The 16422-nt window shown below is 58.5% G+C and carries 17 protein-coding genes; 10 read left to right on the top strand and 7 right to left on the bottom strand.

Going from position 1 to position 16422, the window contains the following annotated elements:
• Nucleotides 1–7: 7 nt before the first annotated feature.
• Nucleotides 8–784, bottom strand: coding sequence for a radical SAM protein (locus DWV32_RS00465; RefSeq protein ID WP_117637636.1), 777 nt, complete (start codon nucleotides 782–784; stop codon nucleotides 8–10).
• 225 nt (nucleotides 785–1009) lie between these two features.
• Here DWV32_RS00465 and DWV32_RS00470 point away from each other — a divergent pair, with 225 nt between their 5' ends.
• The 8 genes from DWV32_RS00470 to DWV32_RS00505 all read left to right on the top strand — a co-directional run bounded on the left by DWV32_RS00470 (nucleotide 1010) and on the right by DWV32_RS00505 (nucleotide 7938).
• Nucleotides 1010–1807: an alpha/beta fold hydrolase gene (locus DWV32_RS00470; protein WP_117637637.1), complete on the top strand. Its 798-nt coding sequence runs from the start codon at nucleotides 1010–1012 to the stop codon at nucleotides 1805–1807.
• 211 nt (nucleotides 1808–2018) lie between these two features.
• A complete protein-coding gene (locus tag DWV32_RS00475; protein ID WP_158565197.1) occupies nucleotides 2019–3899 on the top strand; it encodes a diguanylate cyclase in 1881 nt (626 codons plus the stop codon).
• Between the two features lie 24 nt (nucleotides 3900–3923).
• Nucleotides 3924–4280: an Hpt domain-containing protein gene (locus DWV32_RS00480; RefSeq protein ID WP_117584145.1), complete on the top strand. Its 357-nt coding sequence runs from the start codon at nucleotides 3924–3926 to the stop codon at nucleotides 4278–4280.
• Nucleotides 4281–4531: 251 nt separating this feature from the next.
• Nucleotides 4532–5071, top strand: coding sequence for a hypothetical protein (locus DWV32_RS00485; protein WP_147327752.1), 540 nt, complete (start codon nucleotides 4532–4534; stop codon nucleotides 5069–5071).
• 8 nt (nucleotides 5072–5079) lie between these two features.
• Complete coding sequence (locus DWV32_RS00490; RefSeq protein ID WP_089572320.1) at nucleotides 5080–5409, top strand: helix-turn-helix transcriptional regulator; 330 nt, start codon at nucleotides 5080–5082, stop codon at nucleotides 5407–5409.
• A 144-nt stretch (nucleotides 5410–5553) separates the two neighbouring features.
• On the top strand, nucleotides 5554–6315 hold the full coding sequence (locus DWV32_RS00495) for an ABC transporter ATP-binding protein (RefSeq protein ID WP_117756868.1): 762 nt from the start codon (nucleotides 5554–5556) through the stop codon (nucleotides 6313–6315).
• Nucleotides 6312–7136 (top strand): hypothetical protein, encoded by an 825-nt coding sequence (locus DWV32_RS00500; protein ID WP_117584142.1) that lies wholly within the window; start codon nucleotides 6312–6314, stop codon nucleotides 7134–7136. Before DWV32_RS00495 ends, DWV32_RS00500 begins: the two co-directional genes overlap by 4 nt.
• The gene (locus tag DWV32_RS00505) at nucleotides 7120–7938 is read left to right on the top strand and encodes a hypothetical protein (protein ID WP_117637639.1); all 819 of its coding nucleotides are present in this window, start codon (nucleotides 7120–7122) and stop codon (nucleotides 7936–7938) included. Before DWV32_RS00500 ends, DWV32_RS00505 begins: the two co-directional genes overlap by 17 nt.
• 111 nt (nucleotides 7939–8049) lie before the next feature.
• Here the strand turns inward: DWV32_RS00505 and DWV32_RS00510 are convergent, their stop codons facing one another.
• From DWV32_RS00510 to DWV32_RS00535, 6 genes are all read right to left on the bottom strand, one after another.
• Entirely contained in the window at nucleotides 8050–8859 is an 810-nt protein-coding gene (locus tag DWV32_RS00510; RefSeq protein ID WP_117637640.1) for a gamma-glutamyl-gamma-aminobutyrate hydrolase family protein, read from the bottom strand.
• Between the two features lie 52 nt (nucleotides 8860–8911).
• A complete protein-coding gene (locus tag DWV32_RS00515) occupies nucleotides 8912–9676 on the bottom strand; it encodes an amino acid ABC transporter ATP-binding protein (protein WP_117736130.1) in 765 nt (254 codons plus the stop codon).
• A gap of 36 nt (nucleotides 9677–9712) precedes the next feature.
• A complete protein-coding gene (locus DWV32_RS00520; RefSeq protein WP_117629933.1) occupies nucleotides 9713–10546 on the bottom strand; it encodes an amino acid ABC transporter permease in 834 nt (277 codons plus the stop codon).
• Nucleotides 10543–11202: an amino acid ABC transporter permease gene (locus DWV32_RS00525; protein ID WP_022094657.1), complete on the bottom strand. Its 660-nt coding sequence runs from the start codon at nucleotides 11200–11202 to the stop codon at nucleotides 10543–10545. Before DWV32_RS00525 ends, DWV32_RS00520 begins: the two co-directional genes overlap by 4 nt.
• 138 nt (nucleotides 11203–11340) lie before the next feature.
• Complete coding sequence (locus DWV32_RS00530) at nucleotides 11341–12336, bottom strand: glutamate ABC transporter substrate-binding protein (protein WP_117637642.1); 996 nt, start codon at nucleotides 12334–12336, stop codon at nucleotides 11341–11343.
• Between the two features lie 455 nt (nucleotides 12337–12791).
• On the bottom strand, nucleotides 12792–14573 hold the full coding sequence (locus tag DWV32_RS00535) for a 1-deoxy-D-xylulose-5-phosphate synthase (RefSeq protein ID WP_117756869.1): 1782 nt from the start codon (nucleotides 14571–14573) through the stop codon (nucleotides 12792–12794).
• Nucleotides 14574–14801: 228 nt separating this feature from the next.
• Here DWV32_RS00535 and DWV32_RS00540 point away from each other — a divergent pair, with 228 nt between their 5' ends.
• Together DWV32_RS00540 and DWV32_RS00545 are read left to right on the top strand one after the other, a co-directional pair.
• Entirely contained in the window at nucleotides 14802–15338 is a 537-nt protein-coding gene (locus DWV32_RS00540; RefSeq protein WP_117756870.1) for an HD domain-containing protein, read from the top strand.
• A 3-nt stretch (nucleotides 15339–15341) separates the two neighbouring features.
• Nucleotides 15342–16361 (top strand): putative ABC transporter permease, encoded by a 1020-nt coding sequence (locus tag DWV32_RS00545; RefSeq protein ID WP_233540367.1) that lies wholly within the window; start codon nucleotides 15342–15344, stop codon nucleotides 16359–16361.
• Nucleotides 16362–16422: the final 61 nt, after the last annotated feature.

A 16422-nucleotide genomic window follows, 5' to 3' on the forward strand; every position in this document is an offset into this window, starting at 1 on the left:
GGCCGCGCTAGTAGCTCACCTGGCAGGGAATACCGAGGGCGCGCACGCGCGCGGCAATGGCGTCGAGCACCTCGGGCGCTGCTTTGGCAAGGCCGGCGACTGGTGTCTCGCGCGCGACCGTGTAGATGGTCGCCTCCTGCGGACGAATGCGCTCGAGCGCCGCGAGCCAAGGGCCGACGTACTCCTCGCCGGTGTTATCGAGAGACTTGCCCCGGTACTCACCGCTCAAAAACATCGTCTGGATAATGACATGACCGTTAAAGCCTGCGAACGTCTCGATCTGGTGCTCGACGTCATAGGGGCCAACGGGCTGGTCGAGCAGCTGGATAAACGCCGGGTCGACGGTATCGAGCTTAAGAATGTTGTCGTCGACCATCATGAGCGCATCGTGCACAGCGGGCTGGTCGGCGCGCGTGCCGTTGGAAAGCACGGCAATCTTGGTGTTGGGGGCTAGCTGATCGCGCAGCGCGACGGCGCCGGCGATGGCCTGTGGAAACTCCGGTGCGGCGGTGGGCTCGCCGTTGCCTGCGAAGGTGATTACATCGGGGGGCTCGCCCTCGGCTGCCATCTCGCGCAGCTTTGCCTCGAGCGCTTCGAGTACCACGGCAGCCGTGTTATACGGCTCATGGCAGGGGCGCTCGGCGTTGAGGCCGTTCTCGCAGTAGATGCAGTCGAACGTGCAGATTTTGCCGCTGGCCGGCATCATGTTGACGCCGAGCGAGAGACCAAGGCGACGGCTGCGAACGGGCCCAAAGATGGGGCTGGCATTCAAAAACGTAGACATAGGCATATGCTCCTCAAGACAATTGTGCCTAAGCATAGCATCGGCTCCAAAGCAAGGTGTGGGCTCTTGCTTTACAAGTTTCGTTTTTTCACGTCGCTCATGATGCCGTGCCATGAAAAGCCTCGGGTCGGGTACAGTTAATCTGTTAACAAGGCGTAAAGCAATGCGGGTCCATCCAACCGTGCTGACGTGCAACTGGATGAGCATTGATGATGGGGGCACAACATGGATTTTACGGTCGAGAATGCGGGCACCACGATTGCCTGTCGCGAATATGCCGGCCCGGATGTGTCGCCTGATACTCCTGCCTTGGTGTGCGTGCACGGCGCTTGTGTTGACGGCGTCTTTTTTGACGGTATCGCCCGCGAGCTCGCCTGTGACTACCGCGTCATTGCCTACGACCGCCGCGGCTGTGGTGGCAGCAGCGAAGCGGCAGACGGCAGCTATGATCTTGCCGCTCAGGCCGCCGACCTGCAGGCCGTGATCGAACACGTTGGCGCTCCGACAAATGTGCTTGCGCACAGCGCCGGTACGTTGGTGGCGCTGGAGCTTCTTCGCACTGAACCCCATCTCGTCGCCCGTGCGATTCTGCATGAGCCGGCTGTGTCGGCCGAAGGCGTCGGCATGGGCGCAGCTCCGGTTTTGCTCGATATGATTGCGGCTGGAAAGGTTTCAAGGGCGCTCCGGCTTTTCTTGGGAGCCCTCGGCGACTTGGACCCCGAGGCTCCTGGAACGACCGAGGCAGAAGCCAAGCATGCCCTGCGCAACGGCCGCAGTTTCATGGCAAACGAATACGGGATTACTATGACCTGCGTTCCCGATTGGGATAGCGTTCGCGCGTCGAAAACGGTGGCCGCCGTGCTCCTAGGCGAGCTCTCGATTGGCACGCCCCGCGAGGCTGGCACGCGAGCGGCTGCCGAATATCTCGATTGCCCTCTCGTGACGATCCCGGGCGCGCATAACGGTCTGCGCGATCGCCCGGCAGCGGCTGCCCGGGCTGTCCGTGGCATCCTGGGGCTCTAGCATCCGCAATAGCCAAAGCAGGCTTCATCCGCAAACGTTTCGGCCGTATTAACAAACGTGCTCAAAACCTCGCGTCTGCGGCTTCAATCGCGCCGTCTGCCAACTCATAAGAATGTGGCAGCATTCACGTGCTTACCTGCATCGGCAAGGTGTTACCCTTGTAACATTTGGAACCCACCGCTACCATGCGAAACTATCGAAAGGGCCCCATATGCTCAATAATCACGAGGTCAATCTAACCGACGAGGAGGCTGCCGCCGAGGTCGCCCGTGTCGCGAAGACCTACCCCGTGGTGCGTTTGCTGTCGGCCGATCAGATTAAGAGTGAGCCTAACTGCCTGCTCGCCGGTGATCGGTGTCCTTGTCTGCGTCAGTCAAGTCTTGAGGCTTTGGCAGACTCCGATGAGGTGTCGGAGCAACTGCTCAATGATGGCACTGAGTACCGCGCCCGTCTACGCCCTTTGAAGGTCGAGGGCGAGCCTCACGTCTTGCTGATGGTGCGTCCGATCGATGAGCAAGAGGCCGCAGAAGAGGACCTTGTCTACACCGACGTGCTGACGAATGTGCGCAATCGCCGATATTACGAGGAAAAGCTCCGTAGCACCCGCGTGAATGCCGGCGTTGCGGTGATCGACCTTGATGATTTTAGGGTCTTCAACGATACGTGTGGCCGTCATGCCGGCGACCTTGCGCTCGGTGCTGTGGCGACAGCCATACGCAGCGGAATCCGTTCGACTGACGAGCTTGTGCGCTATGGCTGCGACAAGTTTGTGGTTGTCATGCCCAATATTCCCTCCGATGACTTCACCCGTCGCCTGCATCAGGTGTCCGATGCCGTTCATTCCACGATTATTCCGGGCCATGAGTACGTGAGCTTGACGGCATGTGTTGGTGGCGTTCGCATTCATGGCGAGACGGTCGATGAGGGCGTTGGCCGCGCTGCTCAGTTACTGAGCCGCGCTAAGGCAAAAGCCGGTACGGTCGTGACCGATGCCGATTCCATCGAGGCCTTCCAAAGCGAAAAGCCTTTGGTGCTTATCGCCGATGACTCCGAGATGAACCGAGCCATTCTCAGCGAGATGCTCAAGGACGAGCATTGCATCCTCGAGGCCGATAACGGTCGTGCGGCGCTCGACATGGTCGACCGCTATGGCGATGAGTTGTCGCTCGTGCTGCTGGACATTGTGATGCCGGGCATAAGCGGCTTTGAGGTGCTGGCCGATCTGTCGCGCCGATCGGGTATCGATAATCTGCCTGTCATCATGATTTCGAGCGAAGATTCCGATGATGCGGTTCTGCGCGCGTACGAGCTGGGCGCCTCGGACTATATCAACCGCCCGTTTGACTCCCGTGTCGTGCGCCGCCGCGTAAGCAACACCATCCGCCTGTACGCCAAACAGCGCCGCCTGACGAACCTGCTGTCCCAACAGTACAACGAGCGCGTCAAGAACAGTCGCATGCTCATCGACATCATGGCCGGCGTCATGGAGCTTCGCAACGGCGAGAGCGGTAGGCACGTTACGAACATCGAAAAGCTGACCGAGCTGCTGCTTGGCTATCTGGTCCAGCGTAGCGGCACGATCTCCCTCGACAATGAGGAACGCTCCACGATCGCCCTGGCTTCGGCGCTGCACGATATCGGCAAGATGTCGATTGACGATGCGATCCTCAACAAGCCCGGGCGCCTCACGCCCGAGGAATTCGAGATTATGAAGACGCATACCACGATTGGCGCCAACATGCTGCTCGAGCTGGGCAGCCATCACGCCGGCAATGCGCTTATGGAATATGCGTACCAGATTGCGCGTTGGCATCACGAGCGCTGGGACGGCAAGGGTTATCCCGATGGCCTTAAGGGCGACGAAATTCCCATCGCCGCGCAGGTGGTTTCGGTGGCTGACGTGTACGATGCACTGACGAGCGTGCGCGTGTACAAGGACGCTATCCCGCACGAGGAGGCGATCCAGATGATCCTGGACGGTAAGTGCGGCACCTTTAACCCGCTGCTGCTCGATTGCCTGCTCGAGGTGCAAGACCAAATTGCCGAGACGTTGGCACGCCCCGCCGACGTCGTCGCGTTTCCCACGATTTAGTTTGACCAAAGGAGTTTTTAATCCATGATTTCCATGCGTGAGGCGTATGAGAAGATCGGCGCTAATTATGACGACGCGTGCGCTCGGCTGATGGGCGGGGAAATGCTTGCCCGCTTTGCCCTCAAGTTTTTGGATGACGAGAGCATGGACAAGCTGGAGGCTGCCATGGCGGCAGGAGACGCCGAGAGTGCGTTTATGGCAGCGCACACGCTCAAGGGCGTGAGCCAGAACCTGGGATTCGATAATCTGTACGAGCCGGCGGTCGTGGTAACCGAAGCGCTGCGCGGCGCTGATGCCGTTGACGGCGCCCGCGAGGGGATGCATGCGTTGCAGCAGCAATATGCGGCTACGATGTCGGCTCTGCGCGAGGCGGCCGAGTAAGAGGCTGTGAGCCTTGATGACTATGAGCGTGGATAATCTCCCGTTTTAGGCCCGGTGGCGGCCTCAAAGTGGGAGATTATCCACGCTCGTTCGATACGTGTCCAAAAATCCACGCTCACCTCTTCTGATTAGTGAATTGCCTATGCACACTGTCGGGGCTTTCCGCATGCAATCCATATCGTTGTTCGATAAACCGTTCGAATAACGATAGAGTCGATGAGGGTGAGTGTATGTCCAACAGCGTTCAGCGTATGGCCAAGGCGGGCGAAAATATCAGGAAGCTCGGTTTTTGCATGGCAGCCGTTTTTGCAGGGATGCTCGTCGCTTTTGCCGCGTTGGTTGTTTACGTGATCTGGTATGCGGTTGCAAACGTTGCTTCTGTCGATTCTTTCGGTGTCGTGACGCTTCTCGATGGCGGGTGCATCGTTATCCCAAGCGGACTGTGCATGGCGCTTGTTATGGGTATTTCGCTTGTCGTTCTGTGCGGGATCAGCCGTAACATCTCGCGAGGCGTCTCGCCCTTTACCAAGACGCATGTGCGGCTTATCCGTGTTCTCGCGCTTGCCTTTGCTGTTAACGCCGCGGTTTCGCTTGTTGGTGCCTATGGATCGGTCAATCTCACCATTGGCGGACTGGAGCTTTACATCGTGCCTCATTCCTTCGTTATTGAGATTTGCCAAGGCGCTACCTTTGATGCGGGGTCGTTTATCGGCGCAGTTGTCTGTTTATTTATCTCGGCGATCTGGAGTTATGCCTCGCTGCTCCAAGAGCAGTCTGACGAGCTTGTGTAGGAGGAAACATGAGCTATCTCATCATCGAGCTTGAGACGCAGCTGCTTAAGACCGGAAAGACCAGTGCTGATCTGATTCGGGCGACGGGGCATACTCCGGCTAATATTTCAAAGCTTAGAAACGGAAAGATAAAAGCTATTCGCCTAAAGACGCTCCTCGATATCTGTGATGAGCTTGATTGTCAACCGGGAGATATTATTCAGCGCGTGAGTGAGAAAGAGCTTGAGGAGCTTATTGTTGAGCGTGCAAAAAACGTTGTGAGGCAGATGCGGGACGGCGGAGGCAATGAGGCGTCGCTTCCGACATCAGTCTTTGCTGTCGATTTGAGCGACGAGTAGCTTAAGGCGAACAACTAAAACGAAATATCAGCGTGAAGGGACCCGTGTCTAACACGGGTTCTTTCTTTTAGACTATCTTGGCAAATATGAGTTATCGAAAAACAATAACAACTATGGAAAACGATAAAGTAAAGAAGGAACGATATGAGCGGTTTTGCTATCAAGCGGAACGGGAGGCCAATGAACGCATCGACGATAAGGCTATCAAGGGTGTCAAAGCGCTATGGGAGGCGCCGCGTTTTGCATGACGTTTCCTTCGAGGTGGATCAGTCTGAGCTTTGCGCCCTTGTTGGTGTAAACGGGGCGGGCAAAAGCACGCTTATTAAAATAGTGCTGGGCCTCTGTGAGCCATCGTCGGGGAGCGTGGAGCTCTTTGGAGGCAAGTCGAAAAAAGAGCTGAGCTTGATGCGGACGCGTGTCGGCTATGTGCCAGATTCCTGCGGAGCATACCAATCCCTCAGTGCGGCTGAGAATCTTCGGATCCGATGTGCGGAATGGGGACTCGATGAGAAACGTGAGGTTCCTCGCGTCTTGGGCCTAGTCGGGCTGGACGTCGATGAGAAAAAGAGCGTGAGCAGTTTTTCTCTGGGAATGAAACGGCGACTGGATATAGCTACGGCTTTATTGGGCGACACCGACGTACTAATTTTCGATGAGCCGGCAAATGGATTGGATCCGTTGGGCATCGAGAGTATATGGGCCCTTATCGGTCGATTGAATCGGGAGCAGGGCAAAACCATGCTTATCTCTAGCCACGACTTGGATGAGCTGGCATCGGTTGCAACAAGCTGCCTGTTTCTTCATGACGGTGAACTGCTAAAAAAGGAATCGATGGACGTCATAAGGGATGAGGCGCCATCCCTAAAAGAGTATTACAGGCGCTTGATGAAGGCGGTCTCGCTATGAAGCGGGCGATCCATCCCATAAAGGCAGATATGATGCGTTTGCACAGGATATTTCCGGCGAAGTTTGGTCTTGCGCTTATGCTGGCGTTCGGCCTTCTCTTCGGCATCTTTCTAAAAAACGGAACAACGTTGCTCGCCTTTGGCTATGGCGTTTGTGGGGAGGATATTGGTTTCCTCTGGAATGCAATCGATCCTTCTGCGCCTGATGAGTCCCTTGCGCGCAGCGCTTTTGCCGGTACATCCCTGTTCGTTCCACTCATCGTTTGTTTGGTGCTTTTACAGGAGCATGGCTATAAAGAGGGGCACCGAATTTCTTCGGCAAGAGGTCTCAACCGCTTTTATGGGGCTCTAGCCCATGCATTTTCGTCTGCTTTAATAATTGGCGCAGCGTATAGCGCGCTTTGCCTTCTTCTTTTTGCAATAGCCATAATACGTGGAGGGCATAACTACTCGCACAACATACTAACTGTATTTTTGCCTGCAATGATAGTCAACGCCGTATTGGTGATATCGGTTGCGCTGGAGACGGTGACCATCTATCGGATAACGGGCAGCGCTGTATTGAGTGGGGCCGTGGTGATAGTCGGATTTGTCATGAGCTTGACGCTCTACGGAGCCTTCCTTCAGGCACCTATACCATCCTTGCGATGGATCTTCTTCCTTCCGGGGCCGTACCTTGGAGTCGGATGTGCCCTTGGGTATAGCGATATGGGGCAGCTGACGCTTCTGGGATATGGCGTGGCAGCCAGCTGTCTATCGGTATTGATTTACGCTCTCTTGAGCTTTCGCGCTGGGGGTGTGCTCAATGGCTCGTCAGATTAAAAGACTTCTCCAGTCAGAATTGAAGCATGTGAGCAAATGGGCGTACGCCTTAATCCTGGTAATTTATGCGTACATGGTGATATTGCAGCTTAATTCTTTCCCGATGTGGTTCTGTAGCCTCCGTGAGAACAGTTTCTTGGGTTTTTTCCCAGACCCGACGCTTCGGCTATCGGCGGAGGATGTCCTTCTATTTGGCAATGCAGAGGTTTTTCGCGGTCTGCTGTTCAACGTAGCCCCGTTGGCCCATGCATTGTTCTTTCCGTTCATCGCGGCTTGCATTGTGCCGCGCTTTGTCAGTTCGGGCTTTGTCGAGGAACCGTGGGGGTTGTCGGAGGCTCGGGGAGGGAAGCGTGTGTGCGCTATCGTTGCGCGAGTGGTGCTATCTTCTTTTGCCCTTTTGGGCGCGTTTGTCCTGTCGAGTGTCGTTTTGTACTGTCTTAACTGCGCAATCGTTTCGGATGCTCAGCAGTATTTCAACCTGCATGTATTTTGCTATCGACTTCTTCTGGCGAGTGCCGTCTGTCTTGCATATGTGGTCTCTTGCGTGATCGCTGTTTCCTATTTTGGGGCCGGCTTCGGTCCGATTGGCATGCTGCTGCTTGTCAACGTCGTAGCGATCTACATACAGATCGGGGCCAATTCCATGCTTCCGCTTCCAGCCTCGATGCTCATGTGGATTTGCGGCGTGACCCCGTTGGGGAATGGTCAATGCATTTCGATTTTAATTGACTGTCTCATAAACGTAGCAAGCGTTGTTGCCATTTGCTTTACTGTCGACCGATTGCGGTCGAGATTTCTCTGATTGTTTGTGAGGGATAATCATACCGAGCATATCAAATACAGGGGGGGCGGGCACCGTAGCTGGTGTCCGCCCCCCCTGGCATGGAAGGTTTAAGCCTGTGTGATTCGCGAGCTAGCGAGCCCGCTTAACCTTGGCCGCTGCCTCGACAAACGACTTCCACAGGTCAAAGTCGGTCTCGAGCGTCTTCCACGTGTACTCAGGGTGCCATTGCACGCCCAGGCAGAACGGCTGGCCTTCGACTTCGATGCACTCGGGCACGCCGTCGGTTGCCTTGGCGACCAAGCGCGTGCTTTTACCCAGACGATCGACGCAGCAGTGGTGTGCGGAGTTGGTCTGGATCAGCCTGTGCCCGCCAACCGCGCGCTCCAGCAGCGAGCCCGGCACGACCTCGACAGGATGCACAGGGTCGTTGAGCACGTGGGTATGGCGCCACTGCGTGCGGCCCTCGCGCGCGCCCAGGCTCGGCACGTCCATGCACAGGGTGCCGCCGGTGGCGACGTTGAGCAGCTGCGTGCCGCGGCAGGTGGTAAAGAGCGGCTTTTTGGCGCGGAGTACCTCGTCGACCAGCTTAAACTCAAAACTATCGCGGATTTCGCAGCAGAGGGTGGGGTCGTAGGGTCGATCATCGCCCCAACGTTTGGGATTGACATCGGGGCCGCCGGGGATGGCGATGCCGTCGGCGATGTCGACGTAATGACGGATGACCTCAATGTCCTCGGTGATGGACATCTGCAGCGGCAGGCCGCCGGCAGCAAGAATGGCATCGACAAAGACACTTGCGATTTCCTCGTTGGGGGAGAGTGTCTCGCTTAAAAACGGCTTTGCCTCTTCCCAGCGCGGCGCCACCAGGATGAGCGGACGGTCGGCGGGGTCGACGTTGACGTGCGGGGTGTATGACGATGAAGTGCGAGTTCCGATCATAGGTGTTGCTTTCGAGTTTGGATGGTCATGGCGAGCGGATATGGCAATTGGGCTAGTGGCCCTTGATGGAGTTGAGGAAGTCTTGGGCGCGCTTGGTCTGGGGATGGTCGAAGAACTCGTCGGGCGCGCCGGTTTCCACGATCTGGCCGTCGGCCATGAACACGACGCGGTCGGCAACGCGGCGGGCGAAGTTCATCTCGTGCGTAATGACGATCATCGTCATGCCCTGCTGGGCCAGGCGGACCATGACCTCGAGCACCTCGTTGATCATCTCGGGGTCAAGGGCACTCGTGGGCTCGTCGAAGAGCATGGCCTTGGGCTGCATGGCGAGCGAGCGGGCAATGGCCACGCGCTGCTGCTGGCCGCCCGAGAGCTGAGCGGGCACCTTGTCGGCCTGTTCGGCAACGCCCACGCGGCTCAGCAGGTCCATGGCGCGCTCACGAGCTTCCTCCTTGGACACGCCCAGCACGTCGACCGGCCCCAGCATGACGTTCTGCAGCACCGTCATATGCGCGAACAGGTTGAACTGCTGAAACACCATGCCCAGCTCGGCGCGCATGCGGGCAAGATCCTTGCCTTCCTGCGGCAGAGGCTCGCCCTCGATGAGGATCTCGCCCGAGTCGATGGTTTCCAGGCGGTTGATGGTTCGGCACATGGTCGACTTGCCCGAGCCCGAGGGGCCGATCACGACGACGACTTCGCCGCGGTCGACCGAGAGATTGATGTCGTTGAGGACGTGCAGATCGCCATAGTGCTTATCGACGTGCTTGAGCTCGATAAGCGGCTGGTTGCCAGAAGTAGAAGTGCTCTGTGCCATGGTGCTCGGCTCCTTATGACTGGAAATGGTAAAGCGTTAGCGGATGATGGTCGCGCCGGTCTTGTGCGAAACGTAGACAGCGGCCTTGTTGATCGCGACGTTGATGAGGATGTAGATGACCGCGATCACCAGATAGACCGATACGAGCGCGTCGTAGTTGGTGATGAGCACGCGGGCATTTTGCATGAGGTCGGGGTAGCTCACCACATAGGCGACGGTGGTGTCTTTGACTACGACCACGAGCTGCGAAATCAACGACGGAATGATAAACCGAATCGCCTGGGGCAATACGATTTTAAAGGTGATTTTGGCCTTGGAGAGACCGAGCGCCTGGGCTGCCTCGACCTGACCACGCGGCACGGCGTTGACGCCGGCGCGGAAGATCTCGGCAAGTACGCCGGCTGCAGCGAGCGCGACGGGAAGCGTGAGCATCCAAAACGACGGCAGTGAAATCTTGTACTGAGGCAGCACCAAAAAGAAGAAGTAGATGAACAGCAGGCTCGGCACGCCACGGAAGAAATCGGTGAGCACGCGGCAGACCAGCTGCAGCGGCTTGATGTCGCTGGTACGGCCGAGCATGAGGGCTAAGCCCAGTACCAGCGCGATGGCGCCGGCGGTGAGCGCGACCTTTACTGTGCCCTCAAAACCGGCAAGCAGGAACTTCCAGGTGGTGAGGTGCGTAAAGAAGTACCAGTAATGGACCGAAAGCTGGCCGGTCACATAAAAGCGCTGCAGTACCAGAGCGATGAGCGCGGCCACGGCAACAAGTGAGATGGCGGTGCCGACGCGAATCTTGGCGCGCATCTTGGGGCCGGGAGCCTCGTAGAGCGCATCGCGCATGGTGAGCGCGGAGGTGGAGTGCTTGCTCATCGGAGGATCCTCACCTTCTTATCGATATAGTTGCCAATGTGGCTCACCACAAAGGCCGTGCCCAGGTAGCCGAGCGCCGAGATAAAGAACGCGGCGACGCCGCCGAGCGAGCGCGTGTTGATGTAGCTCACCACGCCGGTGAGCTCCTGCGGTTTAAGCGGCACCTGACTGCCGAGCGCGGTGGTGAGCATGACGGCGATAAAGAGGTTGGTCATGGGCAGCACGCTCGAGCGCAGCGCCTGCGGAATCACGATCTTGGCGAGGATACGGCTGAAGCTCATGCCCAGCGAGCGGGCGGCTTCCACCTGGCCGACACCGACGGTGTTGATGCCGCTCATAAAGTTCTCGGAGCCAAAGGCAGAACCCAAGAGCACTGTGGCGACGATGACGCAGGTGCGGTAGGGCAGGACGACCTTGAGCGGGGGCAGCGCATAGACGACGATAATGAGCAGCGCGATGCCGGGGATGTTACGGAAGACCTGGACATACAGGTCGCCAAAGACGCGCAGCGGCTTGAGCGGCGACACGCGCATCACGGTGACGGCGACGGCCAGCACCATGGCGATGGCAAACGACTCAAGCGTCATGCCCCAGGTTGCTAGCAGCGCGTCGATATAGTTCTGGCCATAGAGCGACCAGAGCTCGGAGAGACTCATGCGGACCTCCCGCCGGTAAGGAAAGGGGCTCCCGTGTGTACGGAAGCCCCGACAACTCAGTGAGGAAACAGTTTAGCGCAATAAAGCGCATCGTGCGTTTCCGTATGGTTTCGTAGCGGCCGTTACTAGGCTCGCTGCCTAGGCGCCGATCTCGGGCAGCTCGGGAACATTGGTGTCGCCCGTACGGTCGCCAATGCAGATCTGCCACAGCTCGGTCCAGGTGCCATCGTCCTCGATCTTCTTAAGGAAGTCGTTGACAAAGGCGACACCGTCGGAATCGAGCGGCAGGCCGATGCCGTAGGGCTCCTTGCTGCCGAAGGGCTTGCCGGCAATCTTGTACTTGCCGGGCTCGCGGACCAGGGCGCTCTGCTGCATGTTGTTGTCGATGACGTAGGCGTCAACGCGGCCCTGCTGAAGTGCCTGGCGGGCCTCCTCGTCGGTCTTGAACTCCTGTTGGCTGGCCTTGGGGGAGAACTCCTCCAGGATGGCGGGGCCGTTGGAGCCGGACTGGACGGCGACGTTCTTGTCGGCCAGGTCGTCGACGCTCTTGATGTCGTCGTTGTCGGCGAGCACCAGGATAGCCTGCTGGGTGTAGTAGTAGGGACCGGCGAAGGAGACGAGCTTCTTGCGCTCGTCAGTGATGGTGTAGGTGGCAAAGACAGCGTCGACCTGGCCGTTCTGCAGGACGGACTCGCGCGTGTCCGAGGTCACCTGGGTGATCTCGACCTTGTTCTCGCCCAGAATGTAGTTGGACAGGAGCTGTGCGATACCGGCGTCGAAGCCGCGGGTCTGACCGTCTTTCTCGTTGAGGAGGGAGAAAAGTGTGGAGGTCTGAACGCCACCGATCTTAAAGACACCGGCGTCCTTGACGGCCGTGGCCCAGGTGCTGGCGGCGATGGCGTCGTCATCGGCCTTGGGGCCGTTGTCGACGAGTTTGTCGAATGCCTTGGCATCGAGTATGGTGGAAGCCTCGGTATCTTCGGAGCTCTTGGAGGAGCCGACGGCGGAACCCTTGTCGGCCTCGGCGCTGGTGTCGGAGCAGCCGGCAAGACCAAGGCCGGCAACGGTTGCGAAGGTGGCGGCAACGAAGCCGCGGCGGTCGAGAACGACCTGCTGGGAGAGGTTCTTGCTCATGGTAGAACACCTTTCTCAATAAAATCCCTAGCGGTTGAGTAGAGTTATACCCTATCCCGCTCAAATGGGTCAACACGAAATAACTCAGAAACATACTTACCTTATGGGTTATTCTACCTACCATAAAGGGACAGGCACCTTTGTGGTGGTTCTTGCAGATGCAGCGGCATGCCTTGCTGTTATGTCTCGATCTGTAACATCTGCAGCCATTTTTGCCGAGTAACTGTTACAGATTGAGATTTTCTCTTCAGGGGAATTCGAATGTCTCGATCTGTAACAGTTAGACGGCCAAAAGGTCTCTATCTGTTACAGATTGAGACAAAGGTCAGGGGCAAAGACGGTTTGTCTAGATCTGTAACAGTTAGACGGGAATTCGGGCCATAGATGTTACAGATTGAGATAATCGCGCCGCGAAAATAAAAACCTCCGCAGGGGTGCTTCCCTTGCGGAGGTTTTTACTCGTTAAGTAGCCTAACGGCTTCGGCGGCCATGTTCTCGGCCGTCATGCCGTTCTGCGCGAGCAGTTCGTTGGGGTCGTAGCGGTCGGGGAAGCCCTTGGCGATGCCAAAGGTGCGCGTGCGCACGGGCGTGCAGGCCAGGTAACACGCCACACGCTCGCCCCAGCCACCGTCCAAGATGCCGTCCTCGAGGGTGACGACAACGCGATGCTCAGCGGCAAGACTGTCGAGGAACTCGCGGTCAAGCTCGGTTGCAAAGCGCGGGTTGACGAGCGTCGCCTCGATACCGTACTCGGCAGTCAGACGGTTTGCCACGCGCTCGCCCAGCTCAAAGAAATCGCCAAGCGCGAGCACGGCCACGTCGCGACCCTGGCACACCACGTTGTAACGAACGGCGCCGTAATCGGCGTCCTCGGCAGGCGCAAGATCGGGGCGGCTTACCAAGCCAATGCCCGGCACGCGAATCGCCACGGGATGCTCGCGGTGGTCGAGCGACCAGCTCAGCATGGATAGGTATTCCTCCATGCAGGAAGGCGCCAGGTAACGCATATTGGGGAGAGCGCCCAGCATAGAAATATCAAAGAACGAAAGATGCGTCTCGGATGTGGTGCCAAAGATCGATGCGCCAAACACCAGGATGGTTGCGGGGACATCGTTGAGGCACAGGTCGTGCCACAGCTCGTCGTAGGCGCGCTGCAAAAACGTGCCGTACACACCAAAGACTGGCTTGGCACCCGAGCGCGCAAGCGCGGTGGCAAAGGTCACGGCGTGCTCCTCGGCAATGCCCACATCGACGAACTGTTTGCCGGCGGCGGCGCGAAGCTCGGGTGTAAAGCCCATGATGTAGGGCGTGGCGGCCGTGATGCCCACGACCTGCGGATCGTGCTCGATGGCGGCGCTGAGCGCCTCGCCCGTAATGTCGGCATAGGTGCGCGGCGCAGGCTCGCTCGGATGGCCCGGGCAGAGCTTGCGCCCAGTCGCCATGTCAAACGGACCCACATGATGCCAGCGCTCGGGGTCGCTCTGGGCTGGCTCAAAGCCCTTGCCCTTTGCGGTGGAGACGTGCAGCACGATGGGATGATCGATATCGCGCAGCTCCTGCAGCGTGTCGACCAGGGCCAACACATCGTTGCCGGTGTCCAGATAGCAGTAGTCGAGCCCCATCGCGCGGAAAACGTTGCGCTCACAGGTGCCGTTGCTGGCGCGCATCTCGGCCAGATTGCGATACAGGCCGCCATGGTTCTCGGCAATGGACTGGTCGTTATCGTTGACGATGATGATCAGGTTGCTGTCGAGCTCGGCGGCATTGTTAAAGCCCTCAAACGCCAGACCGCCCGAAAGCGAACCGTCGCCAATGATGGTGATGACGTTGTACGCATCGCCCGCCAGGTCACGAGCGTGCGCCAAGCCGCAGCCCAGGCTCACCGATGTGGAGGTGTGGCCCATGGCGAACAGGTCGTGTTCGGACTCGTCGGGATTGGCAAAGCCAGAGGCCTCGCCGTAGCGTGCCGGGTCGATATAAGTGTACGCGCGCCCAGTCAGCGCCTTGTGGGCATAGGTCTGGTGCGACACGTCAAAGACAATTTTGTCGGTGGGGGAGTTAAACACGCGATGAAGCGCAACCGTAAGCTCAACGACGCCCAGGTTGGGGGCAACGTGTCCGCCGACGGCGGCGGAGCTTTCGAGGATGGCGTGGCGGATCTCGCCGCAGAGCAGCGGAAGCTCGGCGCGATCGAGAGCCTTGACGTCCTCGGGCGTTGTCGTTTGCGTAAGCAGCATCGTTGTGGGTTACTCCATGCGAATCGTGCGCCGGCACTCCCTCGGCCGGCACAATTGCACAAGACAGTCTCGCACATTTTGGCGTTTGATATGTGACGGCGGCGCGGTAATTCGCCAACTGGTGGGGCAAAACGTTTTGTCCGATGCCATACTGATAAGTTCCATGATGATTTTATTCATTGCGTGCAGGCTGTGGCTTGCCGCCGAGCGCCGCCGGAAGGAGGCCGCATGTCCGATACCGTTCGTGCCGAGAAAATCGCGTGCGAAGTAGACCATGCTGCCCGTCAACTGGCACAGGCGGGCCGTCTGGACCTGACGCGCGAGTTTATCCAGCATGGCGATGTGACGGTGTATACGCATGTGACCTCGGTGGCGCGGGCAAGTCTGTCATTTGCCGAGCGCTTGGGCCGTGCGGGCATTTCGGTCGACCGCGCCTCGCTGCTGCGCGGGGCCCTGCTGCACGATTACTTTCTCTATGACTGGCACGATCCCGACCCAAGCCATCGACTGCATGGCTTTCGTCACCCGTTTTTTGCCCTGGCGCGTGCGGAGGAAGATTTTGAGCTGACGTCGCGCGAGCGGAATATCATCGCGCGCCATATGTTTCCGCTGGTGCCGGTGCCGCCGACGTGTCGTGAGGCTTGGATTGTATGCCTGGCAGATAAATGGTGCGCTCTGCGTGAGACGGTCGCCGGCCGTCTGCGGCGCAAGGACAAGGCGGACGATGACGTGAGCAGCGAATCGAACGAAAAGAGGAGAGGGTAGACGGTGGGAACCGCGATCGACATGGCATTTGACGGCGCGACGCTTGCCGCCTGTCCACTCTCGGCACTGGTGCTCTCGTTTGCCTTTTACGGGTTTTGCGGCTGGGCGTGGGAGTCGACGGTTTGCGCCATGCTCAATCACGGACGATTTGCCAACAGTGGCTTTTTGCTGGGGCCGTGTTGCCCTATCTATGGTGTGGGCGGCATAGCCTGCTGGCTTTTGCTGCGCGGGATTCCGGATGCCTCGAGCCAGTTTGTTGCCGCGGCGCTTGTATGCAGCGTAATCGAGTACAGTGTGGGCCTTCTATTGGAAAAAACAACAGGCGCGCGCTTTTGGGATTACTCACACCTGCCGTTTAACCTGCACGGACGCATCTGCCTGTACTGGGCCTGTGCGTTTGGCTTGGGCGCGCTGTGCATTTGCCGTTTAGTGGAGCCGGCATTGCTGGGGCTGCTTGGCCATCTGCCGGTGCTGATTGTGCGGCTGTCCGCCTTTATCGTCGCGGTCGCGATGATGGTCGATGCGGTGTGCTCGTTGGCCAGCTGGCGCCGCCTGTCCGATGAGCTGGAGCGTGTGCGTGCCGACCTTGCCGACCGCATCAATGAGTCGCTTGCCGATGCCTCCGACTCTATGCTCGAACGTATTCCCGATTCGGCGATCGATTCGGTGGCGCAGACGCATATCCGCGGTCGCGCCGTTAACGCGTGGCTGGCCGAGCTGGGTGACGCCGCGCTCGATGCCCTGCGCGAGAAGGCTTCGATGCCGACGTTTATCTCGGATGGTGCTCGCGGCCTGGCGCTCACTGCCCGTCGCGTGGCCGATGCCGCGCCGAGCATGCCGCGTCCGTCGCTCAGTCGTCGCCTTGCCGGCAAGCGCATGAGCCGTCCGGTGCCGAGTGTGTCGCTCAGCCGCCGCGACCTACGCTTCTTTAACGCCTTCCCGCGTCTGCGCATCAATCGCTACGAGGGCGTCATCCGAGCTACCGACCTCCGCGACCGAGCCCGCGAGCTGTTTCGGCGCTAAGAGCTGGAGTCGTAGAGGCGCCTTGCAAGTGCGTGTTTCCTAGGGAAGTCACCTTATCGCT

Source organism: Collinsella sp. AF04-24 (assembly GCF_003465685.1).
GTDB lineage: Bacteria > Actinomycetota > Coriobacteriia > Coriobacteriales > Coriobacteriaceae > Collinsella > Collinsella aerofaciens_AP.